Annotated in this window: 19 protein-coding genes; 17 read left to right on the top strand and 2 right to left on the bottom strand. The window is 60.7% G+C overall.

Going from position 1 to position 24,299, the window contains the following annotated elements; translation table 11 throughout:
• Positions 1-84 precede the first annotated feature (84 nt).
• The 8 genes from ACILSI_RS04035 to alr all read left to right on the top strand — a co-directional run bounded on the left by ACILSI_RS04035 (position 85) and on the right by alr (position 9,451).
• Complete coding sequence (locus tag ACILSI_RS04035) at positions 85-936, top strand: BPL-N domain-containing protein (protein ID WP_395720562.1); 852 nt, start codon at positions 85-87, stop codon at positions 934-936.
• Positions 933-1,763, top strand: coding sequence for an NlpC/P60 family protein (locus ACILSI_RS04030; RefSeq protein ID WP_395720561.1), 831 nt, complete (start codon positions 933-935; stop codon positions 1,761-1,763). Before ACILSI_RS04035 ends, ACILSI_RS04030 begins: the two co-directional genes overlap by 4 nt.
• Positions 1,764-1,768: 5 nt before the next feature.
• A complete protein-coding gene (locus tag ACILSI_RS04025) occupies positions 1,769-2,707 on the top strand; it encodes a hypothetical protein (protein ID WP_395720560.1) in 939 nt (312 codons plus the stop codon).
• Between the two features lie 93 nt (positions 2,708-2,800).
• Positions 2,801-3,379 carry a hypothetical protein gene (locus ACILSI_RS04020; RefSeq protein WP_395720559.1) on the top strand — a complete coding sequence of 193 codons (579 nt, stop codon included), beginning with the start codon at positions 2,801-2,803 and terminating at the stop codon, positions 3,377-3,379.
• A 21-nt stretch (positions 3,380-3,400) separates the two neighbouring features.
• Entirely contained in the window at positions 3,401-3,535 is a 135-nt protein-coding gene (locus ACILSI_RS04015; protein WP_395720584.1) for a PEP-CTERM sorting domain-containing protein, read from the top strand.
• 97 nt (positions 3,536-3,632) lie between these two features.
• The gene (locus ACILSI_RS04010) at positions 3,633-5,459 is read left to right on the top strand and encodes a phosphoenolpyruvate carboxykinase (GTP) (RefSeq protein WP_395720558.1); all 1,827 of its coding nucleotides are present in this window, start codon (positions 3,633-3,635) and stop codon (positions 5,457-5,459) included.
• 143 nt (positions 5,460-5,602) lie between these two features.
• Positions 5,603-8,245, top strand: a complete 2,643-nt coding sequence (locus ACILSI_RS04005; protein WP_395720557.1) for a PAS domain S-box protein — start codon at positions 5,603-5,605, stop codon at positions 8,243-8,245.
• Between the two features lie 87 nt (positions 8,246-8,332).
• A complete protein-coding gene (alr, locus tag ACILSI_RS04000; RefSeq protein WP_395720556.1) occupies positions 8,333-9,451 on the top strand; it encodes an alanine racemase in 1,119 nt (372 codons plus the stop codon).
• Positions 9,452-9,454: 3 nt separating this feature from the next.
• Here the strand turns inward: alr and ACILSI_RS03995 are convergent, their stop codons facing one another.
• Positions 9,455-10,342 (bottom strand): diacylglycerol/lipid kinase family protein, encoded by an 888-nt coding sequence (locus tag ACILSI_RS03995; protein WP_395720555.1) that lies wholly within the window; start codon positions 10,340-10,342, stop codon positions 9,455-9,457.
• Positions 10,343-10,483: 141 nt separating this feature from the next.
• Between ACILSI_RS03995 and ACILSI_RS03990 the strand changes: the two genes are divergently transcribed.
• From ACILSI_RS03990 to ACILSI_RS03950, 9 genes are all read left to right on the top strand, one after another.
• Positions 10,484-12,220 (top strand): molybdopterin-dependent oxidoreductase, encoded by a 1,737-nt coding sequence (locus ACILSI_RS03990; RefSeq protein WP_395720554.1) that lies wholly within the window; start codon positions 10,484-10,486, stop codon positions 12,218-12,220.
• Positions 12,221-12,253: 33 nt separating this feature from the next.
• Complete coding sequence (locus ACILSI_RS03985) at positions 12,254-14,695, top strand: DUF3656 domain-containing protein (protein WP_395720553.1); 2,442 nt, start codon at positions 12,254-12,256, stop codon at positions 14,693-14,695.
• Positions 14,696-14,752: 57 nt separating this feature from the next.
• Positions 14,753-16,246: a glycerol kinase GlpK gene (gene glpK, locus ACILSI_RS03980; RefSeq protein WP_395720552.1), complete on the top strand. Its 1,494-nt coding sequence runs from the start codon at positions 14,753-14,755 to the stop codon at positions 16,244-16,246.
• A gap of 17 nt (positions 16,247-16,263) precedes the next feature.
• Entirely contained in the window at positions 16,264-16,806 is a 543-nt protein-coding gene (locus ACILSI_RS03975; protein WP_395720551.1) for a Uma2 family endonuclease, read from the top strand.
• 2 nt (positions 16,807-16,808) lie between these two features.
• Positions 16,809-17,894, top strand: a complete 1,086-nt coding sequence (locus ACILSI_RS03970; RefSeq protein ID WP_395720550.1) for a GNAT family N-acetyltransferase — start codon at positions 16,809-16,811, stop codon at positions 17,892-17,894.
• On the top strand, positions 17,891-18,316 hold the full coding sequence (locus ACILSI_RS03965; RefSeq protein WP_395720549.1) for a hypothetical protein: 426 nt from the start codon (positions 17,891-17,893) through the stop codon (positions 18,314-18,316). The genes ACILSI_RS03970 and ACILSI_RS03965 overlap by 4 nt, the downstream gene beginning before the upstream one ends.
• 295 nt (positions 18,317-18,611) lie before the next feature.
• Positions 18,612-21,266, top strand: coding sequence for a DEAD/DEAH box helicase (locus tag ACILSI_RS03960; RefSeq protein WP_395720548.1), 2,655 nt, complete (start codon positions 18,612-18,614; stop codon positions 21,264-21,266).
• A gap of 193 nt (positions 21,267-21,459) precedes the next feature.
• Positions 21,460-22,107: a hypothetical protein gene (locus ACILSI_RS03955; protein WP_395720547.1), complete on the top strand. Its 648-nt coding sequence runs from the start codon at positions 21,460-21,462 to the stop codon at positions 22,105-22,107.
• A 62-nt stretch (positions 22,108-22,169) separates the two neighbouring features.
• Positions 22,170-23,198: a PIN/TRAM domain-containing protein gene (locus tag ACILSI_RS03950; protein ID WP_395720546.1), complete on the top strand. Its 1,029-nt coding sequence runs from the start codon at positions 22,170-22,172 to the stop codon at positions 23,196-23,198.
• Here ACILSI_RS03950 and ACILSI_RS03945 read toward each other — a convergent pair.
• Complete coding sequence (locus ACILSI_RS03945; protein WP_395720545.1) at positions 23,182-24,186, bottom strand: hypothetical protein; 1,005 nt, start codon at positions 24,184-24,186, stop codon at positions 23,182-23,184. The genes ACILSI_RS03950 and ACILSI_RS03945 overlap by 17 nt on opposite strands.
• Positions 24,187-24,299 lie beyond the last annotated feature (113 nt).

The raw sequence follows: 24,299 nt of genomic DNA, 5'->3' as shown, positions 1-24,299 counted from the left end.
GCTCCTGCCTCACCTATTTTGGTGAGATGACGGAAACGCCCCATGGCGCACGATCTGCGCTGTCCACATCCGGCACCCACACTCATGAAGACCCTGCTCAAGCACCTGCTCTTTTTCACCATCATCGGCGTCTGCGCACCGGCCTTGGCTCAGGACGAGGAGAAGCCAAAGACGACGAAATTTGTCGTGCCGCCAGATGTGAACGGCAACAAGACGGTCATCGCGCTGCCGGAGACCCGGCGGCCGATCAAAGTGGGCGTTTACAGCGGACCTGGAGCGCCACAGAGCAGCGTGGATGCGGTGGTGAAGGTGATGAAGCCTTTCACCGAGGCCACGACGGTCATCCTCAGCGGTGAGGAGATCGGCACGCTGAACCTCAGCGCGTATGACGTGCTCGTTTTTCCTGGTGGCAGTGGCTCCGGCCAGTCGAAGGGCATTGGCGAGGCCGGATTGAAAAACGTGCGCGAGTTTGTGGGCAACGGCGGCGGCTATGTGGGCATCTGCGCGGGGGCTTACCTGGCGTGCTCGAATTTTTCGTGGGGACTCGGCATTCTGAACGCGGGCACGGTTTCCAGCAAATGGCGGCGCGGGCAGGCGATCCTCGACCTGGAGATGACGGAGGCAGGCAAGCCACTGCTGGGTGATGTACCAGGCGTTTTCAAGGTGCGCTACAACAACGGACCGATCCTGAAACCGTGGACCCGCACCGATCTACCCGCCTACACGCCGTTGGCGCTGTTTCGCACCGAGGTGGCAAAAAATGACACACCCGCTGGCGTGCAGGTTAATTCAGCAGCCCAGGCCATCGGCACGTTTGGCAAAGGACGTGTGTTCGTCTCCAGTCCGCATCCCGAAGGCACACCCGGCCTGGAGAATCTCATCCCACGCGGTGTCTTCTGGGCCGCAGGGGACAAGAAAGAAGCCGTGCTGCCATGATCCTGCGCGCCTTGGTCTTCATCTTCGCGCTGCTCGGTGTTGCGCAGGCGCAGAACGCCTACAAGTCGCCCTACAGCGTGAAATTTTCCTTCCCGGAGGAGGAACTCATCGGTGATCTGCTCAAAGGGCCGCGTTCGGATTGGAAAGATCATGCCAGCGTGCCTTTTCGTGATTGGTACAACCCGTCGAATCAAACGCGCTGGGGTTACTGGGGTCCGGCGATGCGGCATTTCGATCCACCAGCCGGTTTGGCGAAAAAATCGCCGCAGTGGTCGCGCGAGCGCGTGATCGCCACGGGCATGCGTTTCATCGGCTACAGCTACCAGCACCATCATGTGCCGGACTGGGACCCGCCCGCCGACTGGCCGTGTGATCCCGAGCAAAAGACACCGGTGGGGAAAGGCGTGGATTGCAGCAACTTCACCGGCTTCGTGTACAATCTCGCGCTTGGCATCCTTCCCTCCACCGGGATCAAAACACAGTCGGAAATGACCGAGGCCGCCGGCCCAGGCGCGGGCCGCAGCGTGCCGGTGAGGCGCGTTGAGCTGCCGAAAAGCCACGAGGATTTTTCCAATGCGTTGCTCACCGGCGATTTGCTCTTCGTGAAGAGCAACAAGGGCAACGTTTCGCATGTCGTGCTCTGGGTCGGCAAGATCGGCAACTCGCCTGAAGGGTTGCCGCTCATCCTCGACAGCACCGGTAGCGGAGCAACGGACTCGAACGGCGAAACCATCCCGGATGGCCTCCAGCTTCGCCCCTTCAAGCGGACAAGTTGGTATTTCACCCAGGCCAGCCATGTGCTGCGCATCATCCCGGAGGACTCCTAGCATTCATGAAGCTCCTGTGCGCCATTGTTGTCTTTGGCATGGTCTTCAGCAGTCATGCGGAAGATCTGGTGCCGGGAAACAGCGTCTTCGGGCAGCGCAACTTCATCGAATACGTCCCCGGCGAGCTGCCGCTCGTTATCGCCGCGCCGCATGGCGGCCGGTTGACGCCTGCGGAAATTCCAAACCGCACCAGCGGCGTGACGGACATTGATGCGAACACGCAGGAGCTGGCACGAACGATTGCGGCGGTGATTCATGCCGAAACGGGCCGCCACATCCATCTCGTGGTGTGCCGCCTGCACCGCAGCAAACTGGACGCGAATCGCGACCTCGCCGAGGCCGCGCAAGGCAACGCGCTGGCGGAGCAGGCGTGGCAGGAGCATCACGCGTTCATCGAAACTGCCTGTGAAGCAGCGGTGAGGCAGTTTAGCGTGGCATTTTTGATCGACCTGCACGGCCACGGGCATGCTGATCCGCGCGTGGAGCTGGGTTATCTGCACAACGCGCTTGATCTGGCAGATTGCGACGAGGCGTTGAATGAATCGACCTATGTAAACGCCAGCAGCCTGCGTTGGATCGTTGAACGCAGCGATTTAAGCCACGTTGACCTCCTGCGCGGCCCGCTGAGCCTCGGCGCGCTGCTTGAGGCGCGAGGATTTCCCGCCACGCCAAGTCCGCGCATGCGGGTGCCCACTGAGCCGTTCTTTCGTGGCGGTTACACCATCGCGCGGCATTGCAAGGCTGACAAAAACATCACCGGCCTGCAAATCGAGGCGAATCGCCCGCGCCTGCGAGACACGGCAGAGAACCGGCTGCGCTTTGCAAAGGCGCTGGTGAGCACCCTGCGAGAATACTTCCCCAAGCATCTTGGCATCAGCCTGTCCGGCGAGCCGAAGTCAAAGGAATGCCAGCGGGTGCAAGCGAGCCTGACTCCCGCGCAGTAGATCGCGCCAGCAACGTCCTCACCCATTTTGGTGAGGTGCCGCCTCAAGCCATGGCACCGCGACTGCTAAATCAATGCACACCCCTCAATGTGCATGGACCCCTCACTCAAAACAAACGCGCTTGCTTTGCTGGCGCCACAGCGCGGTCATTGGCGCGAATTTGCCGTCGCCCTCGTCATCACACTTGCCTTTTGCCAGGCTGCTTGGGCACAAACCACGACTTACTGGGATGGCAGCGACACTGGCGCGGGATCTTCCTGGGGTGTCTCTGCCAATTGGGCTGGCGATGTCATACCGCCGAATGCCAGCAACTCGCATGTGGTCATCGATAATCGCAATGGCACGGGCACCATCTCCACGCTGTCTATCAGCGCCGCACGGACACTGGGCACCATCACCTTTGACAACATCAACTCGAAACTGGCAACGACACTCAATGTGGACACCAATTTCTCCGGAACAACCGACCGCGTTCTCACCCTGCACGGCGGCATCACGCTGCAAAACGCGGACACCAGCGTCGTGTTTCGTGGCAATAACGGTGTGCTGACCATCCATTTGGCGGCAGACAATGTATTCGCCACCTCCTCAAACTCGCTGCTCAGGATCAATGACGAGGCGGTCGTGACAGGAGCCGGAAAAATCACCAAGACCGGCACGGGAACGCTATAGCTTGAAGGCACCAACTCGTACCTGGGCGGCACAGACATCAATAGAGGCACGCTTTGTTCAGCAGCACGGGGGGGCCTCGCCGTCGTTCCAGAGCCAACACGGACGTGCTTCACCATGATCGGCCTGATGGCGCTCGTTTTGCGCCGCAGGAGGTAGGTCCGGCGGCAGTTTCGCCAATATACGCGAGGCTTCTGCGGTGGACATTTGGCATGAAAGCCGCGTGTATGAGACGCGCCAACCGCGCGTTCCGACAATGACCAAACTTTCCTCCTCGAAACCCCTCAGCAAAAACATTCACCTTCAGCGCTGGGTCACCAAAATGGCCGCTCTGTGCAAACCGGACAAGATTCACTGGGTGGACGGCTCCAAGGCCGAGTACGACCGCCTCTGCGATGAAATGGTCGATGCAGGCACCTTCACACGCCTGAACCAGAAGCAATGGCCCGGCTGCTTCTACGCCAAGTCCGATCCGAGCGATGTGGCGCGCGTGGAAGAGCGCACGTTCATTTGCAGCAACGCCAAAGAAGGCGCGGGGCCGACGAACAACTGGATGAACCCCTTTGAGATGAAGGAGAAGCTCCGCAAGCTCTTCAACGGCTGCATGCGGGGCCGCACGATGTATGTGCTGGCCTTCAGCATGGGGCCGGTGGATTCGCCGATGGCGCAGATCGGTGTGCAGCTCACGGATTCACCGTATGTGGTGGTGAACATGCGCATCATGGCGCGCATCGGGAAGAAGGTCTTCGAGAAGATCGACAAGTCGAAGAAACGCGTCGTGCCGTGCATGCACACCGTCGGCGCACCGCTGAAAAAAGGCCAGAAGGACGTGGCCTGGCCGTGCAACAAGGAGAAGTACATCGTACATTTCCCCGAATCACGCGAGATCTGGAGCTACGGCAGCGGTTACGGCGGCAACGCCTTGCTCGGCAAGAAGTGCTTCGCGCTGCGCATTGCCTCCGCGATGGCTCGTGATGAAGGCTGGATGGCCGAGCACATGCTCATCCTTGGCGTCGAAGATCCGAAGGGAAAAAAGACGTATGTGGCCGCCGCCTTTCCCAGCGCCTGCGGCAAAACCAACTTCGCCATGCTGATTCCGCCGAAGTACTTTGCGGACAAGGGTTGGAAGATCTGGACCGTGGGCGATGACATCGCGTGGATCAAACCCGGCGCGGATGGGCGGCTCCATGCGATCAATCCTGAGGCTGGATTCTTCGGTGTGGCTCCTGGAACGAGCGACAAGACGAACCCAAATGCCATGGCCTCGCTGCGGAAGAACACCATCTTCACCAACGTGGCGCTCACGCCTGATGGTGGCGTGTGGTGGGAAGGCATGACTGACACGCCGCCCGCCAAATGCACCGACTGGCAGGGCAATCAATGGACGCCAGAAATCGCCAAGGAGAAAGGTGTCAAGGCCGCGCATCCGAACTCACGCTTCACCGCGCCCGCCTCGCAGTGCCCCACGATTGATCCCGATTGGGAAAAACCCGAAGGCGTGCCGATCAGCGCGATCATTTTCGGCGGTCGCCGTGCCACCACGATGCCGCTCGTGTATCAGGCCTTCAACTGGAGCGGCGGTGTGTACACCGGCGCGACGATGGGCAGCGAAATGACCGCCGCCGCCGCGGGAACCATCGGCAAGGTGCGCCGCGACCCGATGGCCATGCTGCCCTTCTGTGGCTACAACATGGGCGACTACTTCCGCCACTGGATCAGCATGCAGCGCAACCTGAGCGAAACACCGCGCGTCTTTAATGTGAACTGGTTCCGCAAGGACGCCGACGGCAAGTTCCTCTGGCCCGGCTTCAGCGAAAACATGCGCGTGCTCAAGTGGATCGTCGATCGCTCCAACGGCCACGGCAAATCCAAGGAAACGCCCATTGGCTGGGTGCCGCATTACTCGGATATCGACTGGAAGGGCCTCGATTTCTCGAAGGAGAAGTTCGAGGAGCTGCAGCACTTCGACCGCGCCGCCTGGCGGCAGGAAATCCTCTCGCATGAGGAGCTGTTCCTCGATCTGAAGACGCATCTGCCCAAAGAGCTGATCTACGAGCGCGAGCTGCTCATCTGCCGGATGTAGTTTGTCCTGGTCTTCAAGCGGCCCAACAGAGCGGAGGCATGACCTCCGCTTACCTCTGACCACCGCGCAAACGGGTGGTTGTATTGTCGCGTTCTGCAAGTCTGTTTCCGGCGGTCCGTTGTGGTGACGGTCTGGCAGCCGACATGAAACCATCCTCCAAGACGAAAAAGAGCCAGATCAAAGGCGGCCGGAAAGCCGCGCTTTCGCGTCCAGCGCCCGCAGTGACAAGGCTTGCGCAAACAGAACTGGCGCTTCGAGAAAGCGAGGAGCGCTACCGGCGCATCGTGCAAACTGCGGAAGAGGGCGTCTGGACGATCAATGCCGCGTCACTGACCGACTACGTCAATCCAAAGATGGCTCAGATGATGGGCTACAAGGCGGAGGAGATGATCGGGCGGCCGATCGACGATTTTTTGGACGACGAAGGGCGCGCCATGCTGGCCCGGCTGATCAAACGCCGCAAAGGAGGCATTGCCGAGCAGTTTGAGTTCAAATACCTGCGCAAGGACGGCTCCGAGCTGTGGGCCTTTGTCTCCACCAATCCCATCACAGATGCCAACGGCGTCTATGTGGGCGCGATGGCGCTGCTCACGGACATCAGTGCGCGCAGAGAGGCGGAGACGGCGATGCGTGAAAGCGAGGCACGTTACCGCCTGCTGGCCGATCACTGCGACGACATTGTGGGTCTCAACGACACGAAAGGGAACCGGCTCTACATCAGCCCGTCTTATTATCGCAAGACGGGTTGGACACCAGAAGACCTGCAAAGCAGTGATTGGCGCTCCCGCATTCATCCAGACGATATCGAAACCGTCGAACGAGCACGCCTCCAAAACCTGGCAGGCAAGGCCACCCGGATCGAGCATCGCACGAGCTGCAAAGATGGTTCCTGGATCTGGTGTGAAACAAACTGCAAACCACTTACTGGACCTGATGGCAAAGTTTGGCGTCTGCTCGTCTGGTCGCATGACATCACGGATCGAAAGCAAACTGAAATCGAGTTGGCCCATGTCGCCAATTTACTGCTGCGCACGGGTGAAATCGCGAAAATTGGTGGTTGGGAGCTGGATTTGAAAACCTCAAAGCTTGTCTGGTCACTGGAGACTTGCCGCCTTTTTGAAGTCGATGTTCCAGAGGCACCTTCCCTTGAAGGAGCGATTAACTATTATGCTCCGGAAGCGCGGCCAATCATTCGGGCGGCCGTGAATTCCGCGATTGAGAAAGGCACGCCTTATGATTTGGAATTACGCGTGATCAGCGCCAAGGGGCGCCCCTTTTGGGCGCGATCCCAAGGCGCCCCCGTTTTCGAAGGTCATCAAATCATCAAATTGATCGGCACGTTCCAAGACATCTCCGATAAAAAAGAGGCGGATATAGCCTTGCGAGAAAGCGAGGAGAAATTCCGTGCCATCTTTGATCAGGCCGCCGTGGGTGTTGCGATACGCGACAGCTTCACCGGCAAATTCCTGAACATTAACGACCGGTATTGCGAGATCATCGGATTGCCCCGAAAGAAAATCCTGGAGCGGAGTTTCATGGACTTCGTGCATCCCGATGATCTGCAAATTGACTTGGAGCAGATGCAGAATCTCAGAGATGGCAAGATCAGCCATTTCACCATGGAGAAGCGCTACCTGCGTGCCAAAGGCCCGGTGGTATGGGTCAGCCTCACCGTCTCGCCGCTGTGGAAGCCTGGTGAGGCACCGAGCCACCACATTGCCGTGGTCGAACACATCACCGATCGCAAGCTTGCTGAGGCAAAGTATTTACGTGAACTCAAGTTCAACGAGACGCTCGTCGATCACACTTCCGTGATCATTGTATTGTTGGATCGCCAAGGACGCATGGAACACGTGAATCAGGCCACGGTGGACATCCTCGGCTACAGCCGGAAGGAATTGCTTGGACGTACGCCATGGGCTGTCGGCATTATGGACCCCGAGGAAAAACTGCGAGCAATGGAGCGGCTCCAAGTCCTACTCAAAGGTGGTGGCTCCAATCCACCGCGAGAAACCATCCTCAAAGCCAAGGATGGTAAGCCTCATGTGTTCTCCCTTTCGAGCGTCGCCACCAACGCGCCAGACGGCACGGTTGACCGCATCATCGTGACCGGAACCGACCTCACCGAGCGCAACCGCATGCAGCGGGAGATTCTCAAAATTTCCGAGCAGGAGCAGGCGCGCATCGGGCACAATCTTCATGATGGCGTCGGACAAACGATGACCGGTGTCGCGACCCTCATTGAGGCGCTGGAAAGCGAGCTGGAAGGCCGGCAGCGAGACAGTGCCGAGCGCATCCGACAGCTCATTCAACAGGCGATCCAGGAAGTCCGCCGAATGTCCCACAGCATGTCTCCAGCCGCGGTGAAGAATCGTGGTCTGGGCGGCGTGCTGCAGTTGCTCGCCGAAACCATCCGCATCAATCACCGCACCCAATGCGTCTGTGAAGTCGATTCAAGTGTTCACATTCGTGACTCGGAGATGGAGACCCACATTTACCGCATCGCCCAGGAGGCCGCCAACAACGCCATCAGGCACGGCAAACCCGCCAAAATCTCCATTTCTCTCAAACGTCACTCGGACAGGGAATGCGTTCTGACCATTGAGGACGATGGTTCCGGCATCAGCAAAGCCAGCCGCAAGGCCGGCCATGGGATCGGCATGCAAGTCATGGACTACCGGGCAAATCTCATTGGTGGCAGCCTTAAAATTGCCGCCAAGCCACGCCGTGGCGTGAGGGTGACCTGTCGCTTTCCTTGCGACAGCAGTCAGGCCCGCAAGCCCTGATTCCCGACAGGCTGGAGAAGAGGTGTTCGCGACTCTGCTTTGAAATTCGGGAGCGAAAATTTGAAAGCCCGCCTATCGTCACGGCTCATGAATCGTGAACCGGACGCCATCCGCCCCACCCACGTCGAGGTGAACCTCGGCTCTATCGCGCAGAATTTTGACGCGATCCGGGCGCATGTCGGCACGGCGGAGGTGATGCCGGTGGTCAAGGCGAACGCGTATGGACACGGCCTCGTCGAGGTGGCGCGGCATCTGGCGGCGCATGGGGCAGGGTGTTTCGGCGTGGCCTTGCTTGAGGAAGCCGTCGCCCTGCGGCAGGCAAGCATCACGGTGCCGATTCTGGTGTTTGGCGGCGTCGCGACACGACAGATCCCGCAGTTCATCGCGCATGATCTGATGATGTCGGCGTCGTCCATCGACAAGCTGCGACAGATTGACGAGGCGGCCGCAGCGGCCAGGACGAAAGCACGCGTGCATTTGAAGATCGACACCGGCATGGAGCGCATTGGCGTGCATTGGTACAGCGCGGAAAAGCTGCTGGAGGCCAGCCTGGGCTTCGCCAACGTCGAGGTGGCCGGAATTTATTCGCACTTCGCCAGCTCGGACGCGGAAGACCTCTCGGCGGCGCGGACGCAGCTCACTCGATTCCTCGAAGTGCTCGAATTTTATCCCAAACGTGGCCTGAAGCCGCCACAGCGGCACATCGCAAACTCCGGCGGCATTTTGCAGCTTCCCGAGAGCCATCTCGACCTCGTGCGACCAGGGATCATGCTCTACGGCGTGTATCCGTCGCGTGAAACGGCGCAAACGGTCGCGCTCAAGCCAGCGCTGGGCTGGAAATCACAAGTGGTGTATTTCAAGGTCGTGCAGCCAGGCAACGCGGTGAGTTATGGAGGCACCTGGGCCAGCGATCATCCGGTGCGCGTCGTCACCGTGCCCGTGGGCTATGGCGACGGGTATTTCCGCGCTCTGTCCAATCGCGGGCAGGTCATCATTCGCGGCGAGCGGCATCCTATTGTGGGCCGTGTGTGTATGGACCAGTTCATGGTGAATCTCGAATGGGGCACGGCCTACAACGGCGACGCAGTGACGATCATCGGCGACTCCATCACCGCGCAGGACGTGGCCGACTGGGCGGGCACGATCCCGTATGAAGTGCTGACGAACATCAACGCCCGCGTGCCGAGGCTTTACCTCCAGTCCTGAGCCTCAAACCGCGACACTCAGGCGAAACGGCGCGGGGCGGAACACCACGGGCGCGTTCAGCTCCGCTAGCTCTCCATCCAGTTCCACCGGCGTCTCGCCCGCGTCCGAGGTCACGGTGAACTCGCAGGCCTGGAGGTAGTCGAGGTATTCGCACTCCTGGTAGCCGTCCAGCAGCATGCCGCGCAACAGTTGCAGGAACTCCAGCCCGCCGAGGCCGCGGAAGATGATCAAATCGAGCTTCCCATCCGTGTTCGACGCGTCGCGGAACAGCGGGAACGGCCCACCGTAGTGCTTGCCATTGCCGATCAGCACCACGGTGCCGAGCAGCGGCGCTTTGCCATCAATCTGCACGCTGAGCGTGGGCGGCGGGCGCATCAGCACGTTCACGGCACTCATCACATAACTCAGCGGGCCAAATCTCTTCTTCGCCTCCCACGAGGTCTCCTGCACGATCTGGGCGTCGAGCCCCACCCCGGCGAGCTGGGCGAAGTACATGTCATTCGCCATCCACAGATCGACCTCACGGCGCTGGCCGGAGGTGATTTCGCGCCAGCAGCCTTCGATGTCCCGGCCCGGCAGCTTCAGCTCCACGGAAAACACATTCATCGTGCCGAGTGGCAAAACCCCGAGCGTCGTGTGCTTTTCTCCGGGTTGGCGGAGGGCATTCGCGCGGCAGAGGCCTTGCAGCACCTCGTTCATCGTGCCGTCGCCACCGGCGGAGACGACGAGTTCGTGGCCTGCTGCGGCCAGTTTTTCAGCAATGAGGGCTGCGTCGCCAGGCCCGGTCGTCAGATGCAGCTCCGGCTCTGGGGAAAGCCTGCGCAGGGCATGTTCGAGCGCGGCGGCTTTCGTGCTGCGGGCGGCGGGGTTTAAAATGACCGGAATGGGCATGGCGGGGGCGCATGAATGGCACGCGGAGACCGCTTGGCAAAGCAACAAGGCCGTGAGCTTGTGAAACTTTTCACAAAATCGGGTTGCCGCACCCCTCCCCGCTCCGATAATCGCCCGAACGCCCCCTTTTCCCCTTCGCTCATGCCTGCCCCCGCCGAAGCTCCCGCCCCCGTCGCCGCCCCCCCTCCGGTCGATCTCGTGAATGTGCAGATCGACGGCGTCTGGCACAAGTTCCCCAAAGGCACGCGCATGATCGAGGCGTGCAAGCAGGCCAAGTCAGAAGTCCCGCACTACTGCTACCACCCGAAGCTCTCGTCCCCCGGCAACTGCCGCATGTGCCTCGTCGAGATGGGCATGCCGCCGCGTCCCGCGCCCGGCACCGAGCCGGAGAAAGACGAGCACGGCATGCCGAAAATCGGCTGGATGCCGCGTCCGGTCATCGCCTGCGCGAACACCGTCGCCGAAGGCATGGGCATCCGCACCGAAAGCGTCCTCACGCAAGAATGCCGCAAGGGCGTGATGGAATTCCTCCTCATCAATCACCCGCTCGACTGCCCCATATGCGACCAGGCTGGCGAGTGCCGCCTCCAGGAGTTCAGCGTCGAGCACGGCAAAGGCGAGAGCCGCTTCCGCGAAGACAAGGTCAAGAAGCCGAAGAATGTCGATATCGGCCCCCGAGTGCGCCTGGATGACGAGCGCTGCATCATGTGCAGCCGCTGCATCCGCTTTACCGCTGAGATCGCCGACGATCCTGTGCTCGGCTTCACCGAGCGCGGCAGCCACACCACGCTCGCCGTGCATCCCGGCAAGCGCCTCGAAAACAACTACTCGCTCAACACGGTGGACATCTGCCCCGTCGGCGCTCTCACCAGCAATGATTTCCGCTTCCAGCAGCGCGTGTGGTTCCTCACCGAGACGAACAGCATCTGCACCGGTTGCGGTCGTGGCTGCAACATGGAAATCGGCGCCCGTGGCGACACGATTTACCGCCAGACACCGCGCGATAACAATGACGTCAACTCCACTTGGATGTGCGACAGCGGCCGTCTCGACTTCCACTTCGTGAACAGCGAGTTCCGCCTCACCGACCCGATGATCAAAACTGGCGGCAAGCACAACATTGCCACATGGAAGGCCGCGCTGAGCAACATCGCCACCGCTTTGGCCGGCAAGAAGGGCGAGGAGATCGCCATCATCGCCAGCGCCCGCATGACGAACGAGGAATTGTTCTTCGTGAAGCATCTCGCCGCCCAGCTCGGTACCACCAATGTCGATGTCATCCCACGCACCGGCGGTTCGGATAATTACCTCCGTGCCGACGACCTCAATCCGAACACCAACGGCGCCAAACTCATCCTTGGCATCGAACCCGGCGCTAAAATCGCCGAAATCACCGAAATGATGAGCCGTGGCCGCCTCCGCGCCGTTCTCGCCCTCGGTGAAAACCTGCTCAAAGTCGGCTTCGCCCAGCGTGATCTCGAAAAAGTGCCCTTCATCGCCACTTTGCACCTTCTGGCCAACGCCAGCGCCGAACTCAGCAACGTTGTCCTGCCCGGCACCGCCTATGCCGAAAAGCGCGGCAGCATGATCAACGTCACCGGCCGACTCCAGCGCCTCAACAAGGCCGTCAAAGCCCCTGGCAACGCCCGCGACACCTGGGAAATCCTCCGCGACCTCATCGTCGCCCTCGGTGGCTCGAATGGCATCCATACCATCGAAGACGTCTTCAAACGCCTCGCCGCCGAAGTTCCCGCGCTCAGCAACCTCACTTTCTCCAAGATTGGTGACCAAGGCGTTCAAGTGCTCGAAATATCCGAGAAAATCCCGCTGCTGGAGCGCGAGAAAGAGCGCAAGGCGAAGGGCATCATCGTCGGTTGAGTGTGGGGCCGTGCGCCTGTAACCATAGGCTGCATGCTACCTTCCACTTCGCCACGTCCCGAACTCCTCTCTCCCGCCGGAAACTGGGATTGCGCCCGCGCGGCGGTCGCGAACGGGGCGGATGCGATTTACTTTGGCATGCCGCGCTTCAATGCGCGCCTGCGGGCGGATAACTTCACGGAGGAAGACCTGCCGGAGCTGATGAAGTTCCTCCATGCGCATGGGGTGAAGGGTTATGTGGCCTTCAACACGCTGATCTTCACCAAAGAGCTGCCGGATGCCGAAACGCAGCTTCGTTTGCTCGAAAGCAGCGGTGTGGATGCGGTAATCGTGCAGGACCTCGGCCTCGCACGCATGGTGAAGGCGCTCACGCCCGGCCTGCGGCTGCATGCGAGCACGCAGATGACGATCACCTCGCCTGAAGGCCTCGAATTCGCCAAGCAACTCAACATCGACCAAGCGGTGCTGGCTCGTGAGCTTTCGCTGCGCGAACTGGAGCGTTTCAAGGACGCGCATGTGCCGCTGGAAGTGTTTGTGCATGGCGCGTTATGCGTGGCTTACTCGGGTCAGTGCCTCACGAGCGAGTCGCTCGGCCGCCGCAGTGCGAACCGCGGCGAATGCGCGCAGGCCTGCCGCATGCCGTATGAAATGATCGTTGATGGCGAACAGCGCGACCTCGGCGACAAGCGCTACTTGCTTTCGCCTCAAGACCTCGCCGCTGTGGATGAAATCCCGCGCTTGATCGAGCTGGGCATTCGCAGTTTCAAAATCGAAGGTCGCCTCAAGACGCCGGAATACGTCGCCGGTGTCACGCAGGTGTATCGCGCGGCGATTGATCGTGCGCTGGCCGGAAAACCGGCGCCCGCGACGGAAGACGACCGCTACGCGCTCGAAATGACCTTTTCACGCGGCCTTTATCCCGGCTGGATGCATGGCGTGAATCACCAGGAACTCGTCGGAGCCTATTACGGTAAGAAACGCGGCCCGTATGTCGGCCAGGTCACACGCATTCTCGGTGCGGACACGCTGGAGCTTGATGAATTGCACATCGCCATGAAGCCGGGCGACGGTGTGGTCTTGGAGAACCTTGCCGACACCAATTACGAACAAGGCGGCAGTGTTTATGAGATGCGCGGCAACGCCTTGAGCTTCCGCCATGGTCATTTCCGCATGGAGGATGTCAAAATCGGCATGCGCGTCTTCAAAACCAGCGATCCCGCGCTCAATCGCTCGCTACGGCAGTCGTTTGAAGGTGATCTGCCCATTCGCAAGCAGCATCAGCTTGATCTCCACGTCACTGGCAAGGCTGGCGAGCCTCTCGTCGTGCGCAGCGGCGCTCATCAAATCGCCTCCGCCATGCCCTTGCAGGCCGCGATGAAGCGCCCACTGACACCGTCCGCATTCATCGAGCAGTTCAGCCGCCTCGGCGGCACGGAGTTTGAACTCGGCAGCGTGGATTTCCAGGTCGAGGGCGAAGTGATGCTGCCGATCAGCGAGCTGAACCGCATGCGACGTGAGTTGGTGACGCTTTGGAGCGGCGACGACTCGTCGCCAAAAAAACCTGAACGAAGCCTGGTGACACTCGAAAGCCTCATGCCCGCTCGTGGGAAAGGCGACGAATCGTCGCCACTCCATATCCATGCCTTGTGCCGCACGCAGGAGCATGTGGAGGCGGCACTCGTGCTGGGCATCCCGCGTCTCTACCTCGACTTCGAGGACATCCGTCGCTACGCGGACGCGGTGAAGCACATCAAAGCCGCCAGCGACACGGCGCAGGTCTGGCTTGCGACGCCACGCATTCAAAAATCCGGCGAGGCGGGCTTCTTCAAGCTCATCCAGCGCGCGGAGCCGCATGGCGTGCTCATTCGTAATCTCGGAGCCATGTCGTTCTTCCAGGATGCGGGCATCCCAATGACGGGCGATTTCTCGCTCAACGTGGCGAATCCGCTCACGGCGGAGATTTTGAAAAAGGCCGGGCTGGAGCGGCTGACCATCAGCTATGATCTCAACATCGAGCAGGTCGTCGATTTGCTCGCCGCCGCGCCGCCGTCGTGGTTTGAGCTCACGCTGCACCAGCACATGCCGATGTTTCACATGGAGCACTGCGCTTTCGCGGCGTTTTTGAGCAAGGGAACCGATTTCACGAACTGCGGGCGTCCTTGTGACCGCCATCGCGTGCATCTGCGCGACCGAGTAGGCATGAACCATCCGCTCAAAGCCGATGTCGGATGCCGCAACACGCTCTTCAATGCCGTGGCGCAAACTGGGGCGCAATTCTTCTCCGAGCTGCGTGATTTTGGTCTGAGCTGCTTCCGCGTCGAACTGCTCGAAGAAGACGCCGACGAGGCGATGATCGTCCTGCGCACCTACCAGGAGCTTTTGGCCGGTCAGCGCGATGGCGACGAGATCTGGCGCGATCTGAAGGCCCAGAGCCAGCTCGGCGTGACGCGCGGGACATGGACCGAGATGGCTTAACCGCGCAGAATTCATCTTCTGACTGGCCTTCCGGGCGCGGATGTGAAAAATCGCGCCATGAAATACATCCTCGCACTCGACCAAGGCACCACCAGCTCACGCGCCATTTTGTTCAACCACGAGGGCGGCATCGTGGCGACGGCACAGAAGGAGTTTCGGCAGATTTTCCCCAAACCGGGCTGGGTGGAGCATGACGCGCAGGAAATCTGGGCCACGCAGGCCGGGGTTGCGGCGGAAGTGTTGCAAACCGCGCGCGCCAAGGCGGCGGATGTGGCCGCCATCGGGATCACGAATCAGCGCGAGACGACCGTGGTGTGGGATCGCAAGACCGGGAAGCCGGTTTGCAACGCCATCGTCTGGCAGGACCGCCGCACGGCCTCGATCTGCGACAAGCTGCGTGCGCAGAAGCTCGACAAGCTCATCCAGCGCAAGACTGGCCTCGTCGTCGATGCCTACTTCTCCGCCACGAAGGTGCAGTGGATGCTGCAAAATGTGAAAGGATTGAAAGCCCGCGCTGCGAAGGGCGAACTCGCCTTTGGCACCATCGACACCTGGCTGCTGTGGAACCTCACCGGCGGCAAGGTGCATGCCACCGATGTCAGCAACGCCTCACGCACGATGCTCTACGACATTCGCAAGGGCGATTGGGACGATGAACTGCTGAAGATCTTCGGCGTGCCGCGCTCCATGCTGCCGGAGGTGAAGGATTCGAGCGGCGTGTTTGGCTCGACCTCGCTGCTCGGCGGCAGCATTCTTGTCGCGGGCATTGCGGGGGATCAGCAGTCGGCGTTGTTCGGTCAGGTCTGCACGAAACCGGGCATGGTGAAGAACACCTATGGCACCGGTTGCTTCATGCTGATGAACACCGGCACCAAGCCCATCGCCTCGAAGAACAAACTGCTCACCACCGTCGCTTGGCGCATCGGCGGGCGCACCGAATACGCACTGGAAGGCAGCGTGTTCATCGCCGGGGCGGCGATTCAGTGGCTGCGCGATGGTTTGGGCATCATCAAAAAATCCACCGATGTCGAAGCGCTCGCCGCGAGCGTGCCGGACACGGGTGGCGTCTATCTCGTGCCCGCGTTTGCCGGTCTCGGCGCTCCGCATTGGGATGCGTATGCGCGTGGCACGCTCGTGGGCATGACGCGCGGCACCACGGCGGCGCACATCGCGCGTGCGGCGCTGGAAGGCATCGCCTTGCAGGTCATGGACATCTTGAAGGCCATGGAGGCCGATGCGGGCATCAAGCTGAAGGAACTCCGCGTCGATGGCGGCGCGTGCGTGAACAACCTGCTCATGCAAATGCAGTGCGACCTGCTCGGCGTGCCCGTCGTGCGTCCGAAAGTGAATGAAACCACCGCGCTCGGTGCCGCCTGTCTCGCCGGACTTGCCGTCGGCTTCTGGAAGAACGTGGCCGACATCGCGAAGCACTGGCAGATGGATCGCAAATTCAAACCGGCCATGAAAGCTGCCGCCCGCGCCAAAATCACGGCGGGTTGGAATCGTGCGCTTGGCCGCGCGAAGGCGTGGGAGTTGAAGCAGGAAGGATGATGTGCCAGACTCCCGCCATGAACGCCCTGCTTTCCATCCCGAAGGTCAAAAACCAGACGGTCTTCAACATCGACCGCTGGGAGAAGATCGGGCGCGATCCAATGGTCCGCAACTGGCCGGGCAGGGTGGAAACTGACCGCTACGGAAACACGATTATGATGTGCTACACCGAATTCTCTCATGGCGGCAAACAATACGACCTCGCCAAGCTCATCGAGATGCATGCGCCTGCCGGCAAAGTGACTGTCGAGTGCCCCATCTCCACAAGTGAGGGCATCAAGGTCGCAGATGTGGTGTGGCTCTCGAAGAAGCGGCTTGTGCAGGTGGGTGGCCGCGTGGCGCTCAAGGGTGCGCCGGAGATTTGCGTCGAGGTTGTTTCTCCTGGCAACAAGCGTGGCGAGATCGAGGAAAAGCGCCGCCTCTACTTCGAAGCGGGTGCCAAGGAAGTCTGGGTGTACGACCGTCGTGGACGGCTGCTGTTCTTCCTCAAAGACGAGCCAGAAAAGGCCGCCGCATCACTGCTCTGCCCGAAGATGCCACGCAGCTTAAGCATTGACTGACCATGCGACATAACGCGTGGATCAATCCGCCCTGTCCGTTGCTGCCGGAGGAGAATCGTCATTACGATCACACGGACATTGAGGAGCTGGGCAGCGAGCGTGGGCCGTTATTCTATGAAACGGCACTGCATTACGCGCAGAGCCTGTGGCGCGAGGGTTTTCCGGCCAAAAGCATCCTGCTCATCAACCGGGCGCTCTCGTTGCCGTTGAAGGCGAGCGAACCCATTCTGGCGAAATGGCCGCTGCCGTATGCGGCGCTCGTGTGGGTCATGCAGAGCCGTGTGGAAGGCCAGTTTATCGGCAATCCGCGCCGCCACTGGCAGCATCTGGCCACGCGCATGGTCGAGCCGAACAAGGAGCTGCGCACCTGGCGTGCCTGGGCCTGCTGGTATCTTGCCAAAACCGTGCTGCCGGAGGCAGATTTCCCATCCGACCAAAAACAAATCCGCGAGGAGCAGATTGTGGAGCCGACGCACGAGCAAATCGCCGATCATTTGCAGAGACTCTCACCCGCCAACGATCTCGAATTCTGGCAGCGCACGCTGGAGTCGATCCAGGGCGTGAAACAGCCGCTCCACTCGCGCATCCGCCGCATCGGGCCGGAGGAACTGCCCATGGTGCAGCAGCTCGGGCATGCCATCTGGCTTGCGTATTATCCTGGCATCATCAGCGTCGAGCAAATTCGCTACATGCTCTCCGTCTGGTATCAGCCCGGCAACATGGCGCACGAGATGCAGGCGCGTGACGTGTGGTATGCGCTGGTCGAGGTCGAGGAGCGCGGGGCGGTCGGCTACATCTCGTTTGAAAAGCTCGCCTTGGAGCCTGTGCTCTTCATCAACAAACTCTACCTCCTGCCCGAGGTGCATGGCCACGGCCTCGGTGGCCTCACCCTGCGCTGGGCCGAGGACCGCGCCCGCGACTTGCGCTGCAAACTCGTGCGCCTGCGCGTGAACAAACGCAACGCTCCCGCCATCCGCGCCTACCTCCGCCACGGCTTCCACTTCACCGAAGACGTATGCAGTGACATCGGCAGTGGCTTTGTCATGGATGACTATGTGATGGAGAAGGAGATTGGAGGCTATTTATGAAGCAACAATGGAGAGGAATTTTTCTGCTTGTAGGGGGGGCGCTTTTGCTGGCCTATATGTTCCACTGCGTCAGTGATCCGGGTCCTGAAATGCATGCCCACATCGTGATACCAGCGATATCGAATTTAAATCATGCCCTTTTGAATCGAACGGCAACCGACTCCAACTTTGTGCCCGCAGAAGACTTTTGGAGCATGATCGAACAGCTTGGTAGAGATCCTGATGAAATGGCCGCCAAACTTCAATACGGAACTCTTTATTATCGCGGTGGGCGACTTGAGTCCAGAAAGGACACAGTCCGTTTTCTCTATGCTTCTGATTTTGGCTCAGCCGCTTACTTTACCGACGGGTCTAATACAGAATTCAATCTCAGTTCCAAAGTGTTTTTGAGTGAGGATGGTAAAGCCATGCCGGCGAAATGAGGGTTCCGTTCGGGGGGGGGATTCGATCTAGTGTAGTGGTTCCACCCGACCTGTTCTTTGTGAATGTCCTTCGAATGTTCGCACATGCAGCGCATTTGTCTGGGAGGGAGCGCACGCGTCCCGCGTGCAGACTTCAGCGTCCCCGCTGAAGGACATTGCAAGACATGGTAGCATCCTAGAACGTCGAATCAGGAGTCGCTGATCCTCGGACGGTTTCCCGCGAGGACGCGGGAAACAGCACGCGGGACGCGTGCGCTCCTGTTGACACTGCCACTCACGCATTCCATCTCACGCGGTGATTCCACTCGACCTGTCTCTCGCCGAAGTTCCCAGCCTGCCTGCGCATGCGGCGCGGCTTTTGGCGAGGGAGGGGATCAAAACGGTGGCGGATGTGGTGTGGCATCTGCCATTTCGGCATGAGGATCGGCGGCAGATGCAGGCGCTGGCGTTTCAGGCGGGGCTGCTGCCGTCGTGCCATCATGTTTTGGTGACGAAGACGGGGAACAAGTTCTTTGGCGGCCGTTCCGGGGTGTTTGAGGCGGTGGTGCGGCATGCGACGGGGCTGCTGGGCCAGCAGCTCACGCTGAAGTGGTGGAACATGCCGTTCATGAGCCGGGTTTTGGCCGAAGGGCAGGAATTGATCGTCTATGGAGTGATCAAGGACTCGAAAGGCCGGCTGAGCATGTCGCACCCGGAGTATGAGATCGTCAAAGGCGGGGCGGATGACGATGCGGAGCAGATTCACACCGGGCGCATCACGCCGATCTACCGTTTGAAGGGAGCGATGACGCAAAAGGCGCTGCGGGTGGCAGCGTGGCATGTGTGTCAGGCGCTGCCGGGGGCGTTTTGCGAGGATCTGCTGCCGACGCCGAGTGCGGAAGGCGAGTTCGCAGGCCTGACGCGCTCACTGGCGCTGCGGGAGGGGCATTTTCCTGCAAGCATGGAGAAACTGGAGCAGGCGCGGCGCTATCTGGCGCTGGAGGAGTTCTACGGCTACCAGCTCCGCGTGGCGCGGCGCAAGCGGCGCGTGATCGAATCGGGCGGGCGCAAACAAATCGGCACGGGCGAGTTGCTGCGCGATTTTTTCAACGAACTGCCTTTCCAGCTCACGACGGCGCAGCAGCGCTGCCTGGAGGAGATTCATCGCGACATGGCCTCCGGCGCGCCGATGAACCGCCTGCTGCACGGCGATGTGGGCAGCGGCAAAACGGTGGTGGCCTTCGCGGCGATGCTGAGGGCGGTTGAATCCGGTCGTCAGGCCGTGCTGATGGCTCCCACGCAGATTCTGGCCGAACAGCATGCGATCAATGCGCGAAAGTGGCTGGAGCCGCTGGGCCTGCGCGTGGCGTTGCGGACGGGATCCAAGCGCGAAGACGGTGATGGCTTGGAATTGATGGAGAGGAGCGCACGCGTCCCGCGTGCTGGTTCCCGCGTCTCGCGGGAAACTCACCCGGCGTCCTCGCAAGAAACCCGCTACTCCCGCAGACGATTGCCGCACTTCGAGCGGCCCTGGGCGAAGTACTTCGTCACGTTCAGCACGGCGGCGAGACGCAAGCTGCCGGAAAACGCCAGGCAGATCGTACTGGATGCGATCCGCCACTTTCACGGGAATCGCTACCACCTCTATGCGGCATGCGTGATGCCAGATCACGTCCACATGCTCATTGAGCCTGCGATTAGCGAACGTGAGCCTGGAGCCGATGCACCGGTGTTTCATAAGCTGGCGGACATTCTGCATTCGCTCAAATCCTTCACGGCGCATGAGATTGTGAAGGCAGGATGGCAGGATCAGCGGGTGTGGGAGAAGGAGTCGTTTGACCGGCTGATCCGTTCGGAGGCGGACTTGCGGGAGAAATTTGAGTATATTGTGGGGAATCCGCAGGAGGCGGGGCTGGTGGGACCGGAGGAAGAGTATGCATGGCTCTGGCCGTCAGGGGACGGTGCTCCGCGAGACGCGGAGCACGGCACGCGGGACGCGTGCGCTCCATCGATCGTCATCGGCACGCACGCGCTGCTGCATGATGCGGAGCTGATGCACAACACGGGGATCGTGATCATCGACGAGCAGCACAAGTTTGGCGTGGCGCAGCGGGCGAAGCTGATTCGCAAGGGTGACACGCCGGATGTGCTGGTGATGACGGCCACGCCGATCCCGCGCACGCTGACGCTGACGATCTACGGCGATCTGGAGGTCTCGACGATCGACCAAAAGCCGCGTGATGGCGTGAAGATCATCACGAAGGTGCGACCGAAGACGAAACTGAAGGATGCGGCGAATTTTTTGCGCGAGCAGATCGAGGAAGGCCGCCAGGGCTACATCGTGTATGCGCTGATTGATGAATCCGAGAAGCTGGAGGCCGGTGCGGCGACAAAAGGGCATGAGGAATGGTCCAAACTGCTCGCACCTTGCGAAGTCGGGCTGCTGCACGGTCGGATGAGCGCGGAGGAGAAGGAGGATGTGATGAAACGCTTCCGCGCGGGCAAGCTGGACGCGCTGGTTTCGACGACGGTGATCGAGGTGGGCATCGACGTGCCAAACGCAACGGTCATGTTCATTCACGACGCGGGCCGGTTTGGGCTGGCGCAGCTTCATCAGCTTCGCGGGCGCATTGGGCGCGGGGCGCACACGAGCTATTGTGTGCTGTTTGTGGAGGACAAGGACGAGGAGAACCGCCAGCGCCTCGCGATCATGGAGGAGACGAGCGACGGATTCCAAATTGCCGAAGAAGACCTGCGGCGTCGTGGACCAGGCGATGTTTTGGGCCATGCGCAGAGCGGGCAGGCGCCGCTGCTGTTTGGCGAGCTGCTGGCGGACACGCGTTTGGTGCGCTTGGCGCGTCAGCTTGCCGAGAAGACGCTGGATGAAGATCCGCATCTGCAACGTCCGGCGCTGGCGGTGTTTCGTGATGAGCCGGTGGTGGCGGAGAAGGCGCAGGCGATGATGCAATGAGGCACGCTTTGGTTAAGAGAGCTTGACGACTTGCGCTTTTACCTGGTCAGTTCCGTGTGTCATGCATGCCCACGCTGCCATGCGCCCTCCTGGCGCGGCTGAGTCCCCAACTGAAGTCGTTCGCAAACGGCATCGGCGTGGGAAGCCACGTCTAAAGACGGCGGCGCGAGTGAGCGTGATCATGGTGGCAGTGATGAGCGTCACAGCAGGCGTGTTCTTGCTGAAACGTGAGATTCCGAACCCAGAGCCAGCCTACGCCGTCCGCGAATCACCGCTGGTCGAAGCACGCAGCCTCAAACTGCTGCTGGAGACGGCGAAGCCAGCCGAACTAACCGCGTACGCGGTCCAGAAGGAGCCTGTGCTGGAGAAGGTGGAGTCGCAGCCAGACGGCGCTGCATCAGCAGCCGATGTTTTGCCCGTATGGCTGGCGACCGACGCACCCGGCTCTGCGGACCGGCTGAAGGCGGAACTTCGCGATCGCGGAGCGCGGCAGATGGGAGACTCCGTTCGTTTCGGCATGCTGAAGCTGGCCGAACTGCTGGCCATGGACGAAAAAGCCTGGGCTGCCGGCCAGAAGACTCCCGCCGCCAATGAGAACGAGGCCTCGGCGCTGCTGCTGACCTATTATCTTCAACAACTCGACCGCTCAGGCGACGCGGCAGGCTTGACGGCTTTCCTGCGGGCACTGGAGAAAGGGATGCCTCTAAAGCAGGCGGTGAGCGAGTTCATCCTGGCAGGGCGGAGCGTCGAGGATTTGGAACGTGAGCTGGGACTCGCCTTTGAAGGAGCCGGTATCGGGCTGCAGTTCACGCGGCGGGGTGGCGCGGTGTTCAAGCCGTGATGAAATCCGGGGAGATTCCTTTTGCCCGGCGGATGTTTCGCTTTTAATCCCTGCCTCAACTGATGAAAACCTCCTGGTCCATCCGCCTTGTGCGCGCGCTGTTTTTTGCCTTCTCCGTGTTCATCGGCATGGCGATCGCGGTGGGCCTGCAGCAGGAAGCCTGGACCGGGGCGGTGAGCGGAGCGGCATTCATGGGTTTGCTGCTGTTGCTGGACTCGATCTTCGCGCATTTCACGCTGCGTGATTTCTCACACGCGACACTGGGGCTGGCGGTGGGGTTGTTCTGCGCATGGCTGATCACACGCATTGGCGTGTTCCAGCTCGCCTACTTCCAAAATCATGCCGATGGCGTCATGATCCAGAACATCGTGGAGATCTGCATCTACGGCACGCTGGCGTTTTTCGGCGTCACCTTCGCGCTGCGCAGCGACCGTGATCAGTTTGCCTTTCTGATTCCCTATGTGCGCTTTCGTCGTGATGGCTCGGAAGGCGAGCCGATGCTGCTGGACACGAATGTGATCATCGACGGCCGGCTGCCAGGTGTTTTTGCCACCGGCTTTCTCAGCGGGGCGCTGGTGGTGCCGCGCTTTGTGCTCGATGAGCTGCAGCGTCTGTCCGACTCCGCCGAGCCGACGAAAGCGATGCGCGGCAAGCGCGGCCTGGAGATGATGGAAAAGCTGCGCTTGATACCAAGCATGAGCGTTTCGATTCACGAGGACGCCGGCGGCAATCCCGACACGCCGGTGGACACGCGTCTGGTGACATTGGCGCGGGAGCTGAACGCCCGCCTGCTCACCAACGACGACAACCTCGTCAAGGTGGCCCGTCTGCGCGGTATCACAGTGCTGAGCTTCCATGAGCTGGCGGGGGCACTGCACCCCGAACTGAGCGTGGGCGATGAGCTGCGCCTGCCGCTGAGCAAGCCGGGCAAGGACAAGCATCAAGCCGTCGGCTACCTGCCAGACGGCACGATGATTGTGGTGAACAACGCTGCGCCGCAAATCGGCCAGACCGTGGATGTGGTGGTCTCCGGCACGCTGCCAACGAGCGCGGGCAGGCTGATTTTTGCCGAGATCAAGGCTGCGGCGTGATACGGCGGCGCTGAAAGACGCCGCACAATACGGAGAGCATCACCAACAGGGCGGATTGCGGCTCAGGAACCACCGCGATGGACATGATGGTCGCCGCATTGGTCGAAATGCGCGAGGCGTAGAGGTTGGAGGGATTGTCGAGCGGCAGATTGGGGTTGTATGACCAACCGAACGCATCGGAACCTTGGTACAACCCGCCGCGATCAAACAAAGCCGCGTCAAAATCCGAGCCGTCCCCCGTGGTGTTGTTCGTATCGAAGCGGCCGTCAATGCTGTAGTTCACGCCCGCGAGCTTCCACACGCCGCCGTCATTGACGAAAACACCTCCGCCGGAGTCGCCGCCGGAGAGCGAGGCCTCATGCAGGGTGCCGCTGGCGCTGAAGCTGGCGGTGAGCAGATCGCCGAGCGCGGTGGAGTAGATGCTGCCCACGGTATTGGTGCCCCAGCGCGCCACGCCGTCGGCTCCCGTGTGCTCCCAGCCGTGCAGGTCAGCACCCACGAGAACCTCGGCACCACGCACACCACCCATGCCGTGGGTTACCAGGGTCATGCCGACTTCGAGAACGCCGGTGTACAGCGGGGCGTAATCAGGAAAGTATTCCTGCACCCTGAAGATGCGCAGATCGGTTCCCGCGATGTCCCAGTAGCCCGTGCCGCTGTTGGCAGCGAGGTCGATGTTGTAAACCACATCCGAACCGCCGTTGAAGATGCCGCTGTGGACGAACGTGCCGCCCTGCGTGCCGTAATGCTGCGCGGTGATGAAGTGCTGCGGCGCGATGATGGTGCCGAGATAAGAGCCATACTTGCCCTCAAACTGCCAGCCGGAGTCCGCGAAGAGGCCGGTGGGCGCGGTGGTATTGTGATTGGCATCTCCCGTGTCGTAAAACAAAATGGCCTGGCATGGAGCAGCGCCCATCCATGACAACACCCACACCGCCGCCATGCCCCGCATGCGGGAGAGAGGAGAGGTCTTATGGCGCGACAACATGCTAGTACGATCTCATCACACGTTTGAATTTCCATAACTACCTGCTGATGCCTCATGAAAAAGGCTTCTCCCGCATGGCATGGTGTTTGCATTGGGAAAACGTCGCTCGACAC

This window comes from Prosthecobacter sp., from assembly GCF_044232965.1.
GTDB lineage: Bacteria > Verrucomicrobiota > Verrucomicrobiia > Verrucomicrobiales > Verrucomicrobiaceae > Prosthecobacter.
Note: the sequence above shows the minus strand (reverse complement) of the source record. Positions and strands in the feature narration are given on the sequence as shown.

Excerpts from the sequence above, each read along its gene's own strand:
- ACILSI_RS04035 (WP_395720562.1), top strand. The coding sequence starts at position 85 with ATGAAGACCCTGCTCAAGCACCTGCTCTTTTTCACCATCATCGGCGTC.
- ACILSI_RS04030 (WP_395720561.1), top strand. The coding sequence starts at position 933 with ATGATCCTGCGCGCCTTGGTCTTCATCTTCGCGCTGCTCGGTGTTGCG.
- ACILSI_RS04025 (WP_395720560.1), top strand. The coding sequence starts at position 1,769 with ATGAAGCTCCTGTGCGCCATTGTTGTCTTTGGCATGGTCTTCAGCAGT.
- ACILSI_RS04020 (WP_395720559.1), top strand. The coding sequence starts at position 2,801 with ATGGACCCCTCACTCAAAACAAACGCGCTTGCTTTGCTGGCGCCACAG.
- ACILSI_RS04010 (WP_395720558.1), top strand. The coding sequence starts at position 3,633 with ATGACCAAACTTTCCTCCTCGAAACCCCTCAGCAAAAACATTCACCTT.
- ACILSI_RS04005 (WP_395720557.1), top strand. The coding sequence starts at position 5,603 with ATGAAACCATCCTCCAAGACGAAAAAGAGCCAGATCAAAGGCGGCCGG.
- alr (WP_395720556.1), top strand. The coding sequence starts at position 8,333 with ATGAATCGTGAACCGGACGCCATCCGCCCCACCCACGTCGAGGTGAAC.
- ACILSI_RS03995 (WP_395720555.1), bottom strand. The coding sequence starts at position 10,342 with ATGCCCATTCCGGTCATTTTAAACCCCGCCGCCCGCAGCACGAAAGCC.
- ACILSI_RS03990 (WP_395720554.1), top strand. The coding sequence starts at position 10,484 with ATGCCTGCCCCCGCCGAAGCTCCCGCCCCCGTCGCCGCCCCCCCTCCG.
- ACILSI_RS03985 (WP_395720553.1), top strand. The coding sequence starts at position 12,254 with ATGCTACCTTCCACTTCGCCACGTCCCGAACTCCTCTCTCCCGCCGGA.
- glpK (WP_395720552.1), top strand. The coding sequence starts at position 14,753 with ATGAAATACATCCTCGCACTCGACCAAGGCACCACCAGCTCACGCGCC.
- ACILSI_RS03975 (WP_395720551.1), top strand. The coding sequence starts at position 16,264 with ATGAACGCCCTGCTTTCCATCCCGAAGGTCAAAAACCAGACGGTCTTC.
- ACILSI_RS03970 (WP_395720550.1), top strand. The coding sequence starts at position 16,809 with ATGCGACATAACGCGTGGATCAATCCGCCCTGTCCGTTGCTGCCGGAG.
- ACILSI_RS03965 (WP_395720549.1), top strand. The coding sequence starts at position 17,891 with ATGAAGCAACAATGGAGAGGAATTTTTCTGCTTGTAGGGGGGGCGCTT.
- ACILSI_RS03955 (WP_395720547.1), top strand. The coding sequence starts at position 21,460 with ATGAGCGTCACAGCAGGCGTGTTCTTGCTGAAACGTGAGATTCCGAAC.
- ACILSI_RS03950 (WP_395720546.1), top strand. The coding sequence starts at position 22,170 with ATGAAAACCTCCTGGTCCATCCGCCTTGTGCGCGCGCTGTTTTTTGCC.
- ACILSI_RS03945 (WP_395720545.1), bottom strand. The coding sequence starts at position 24,186 with ATGTTGTCGCGCCATAAGACCTCTCCTCTCTCCCGCATGCGGGGCATG.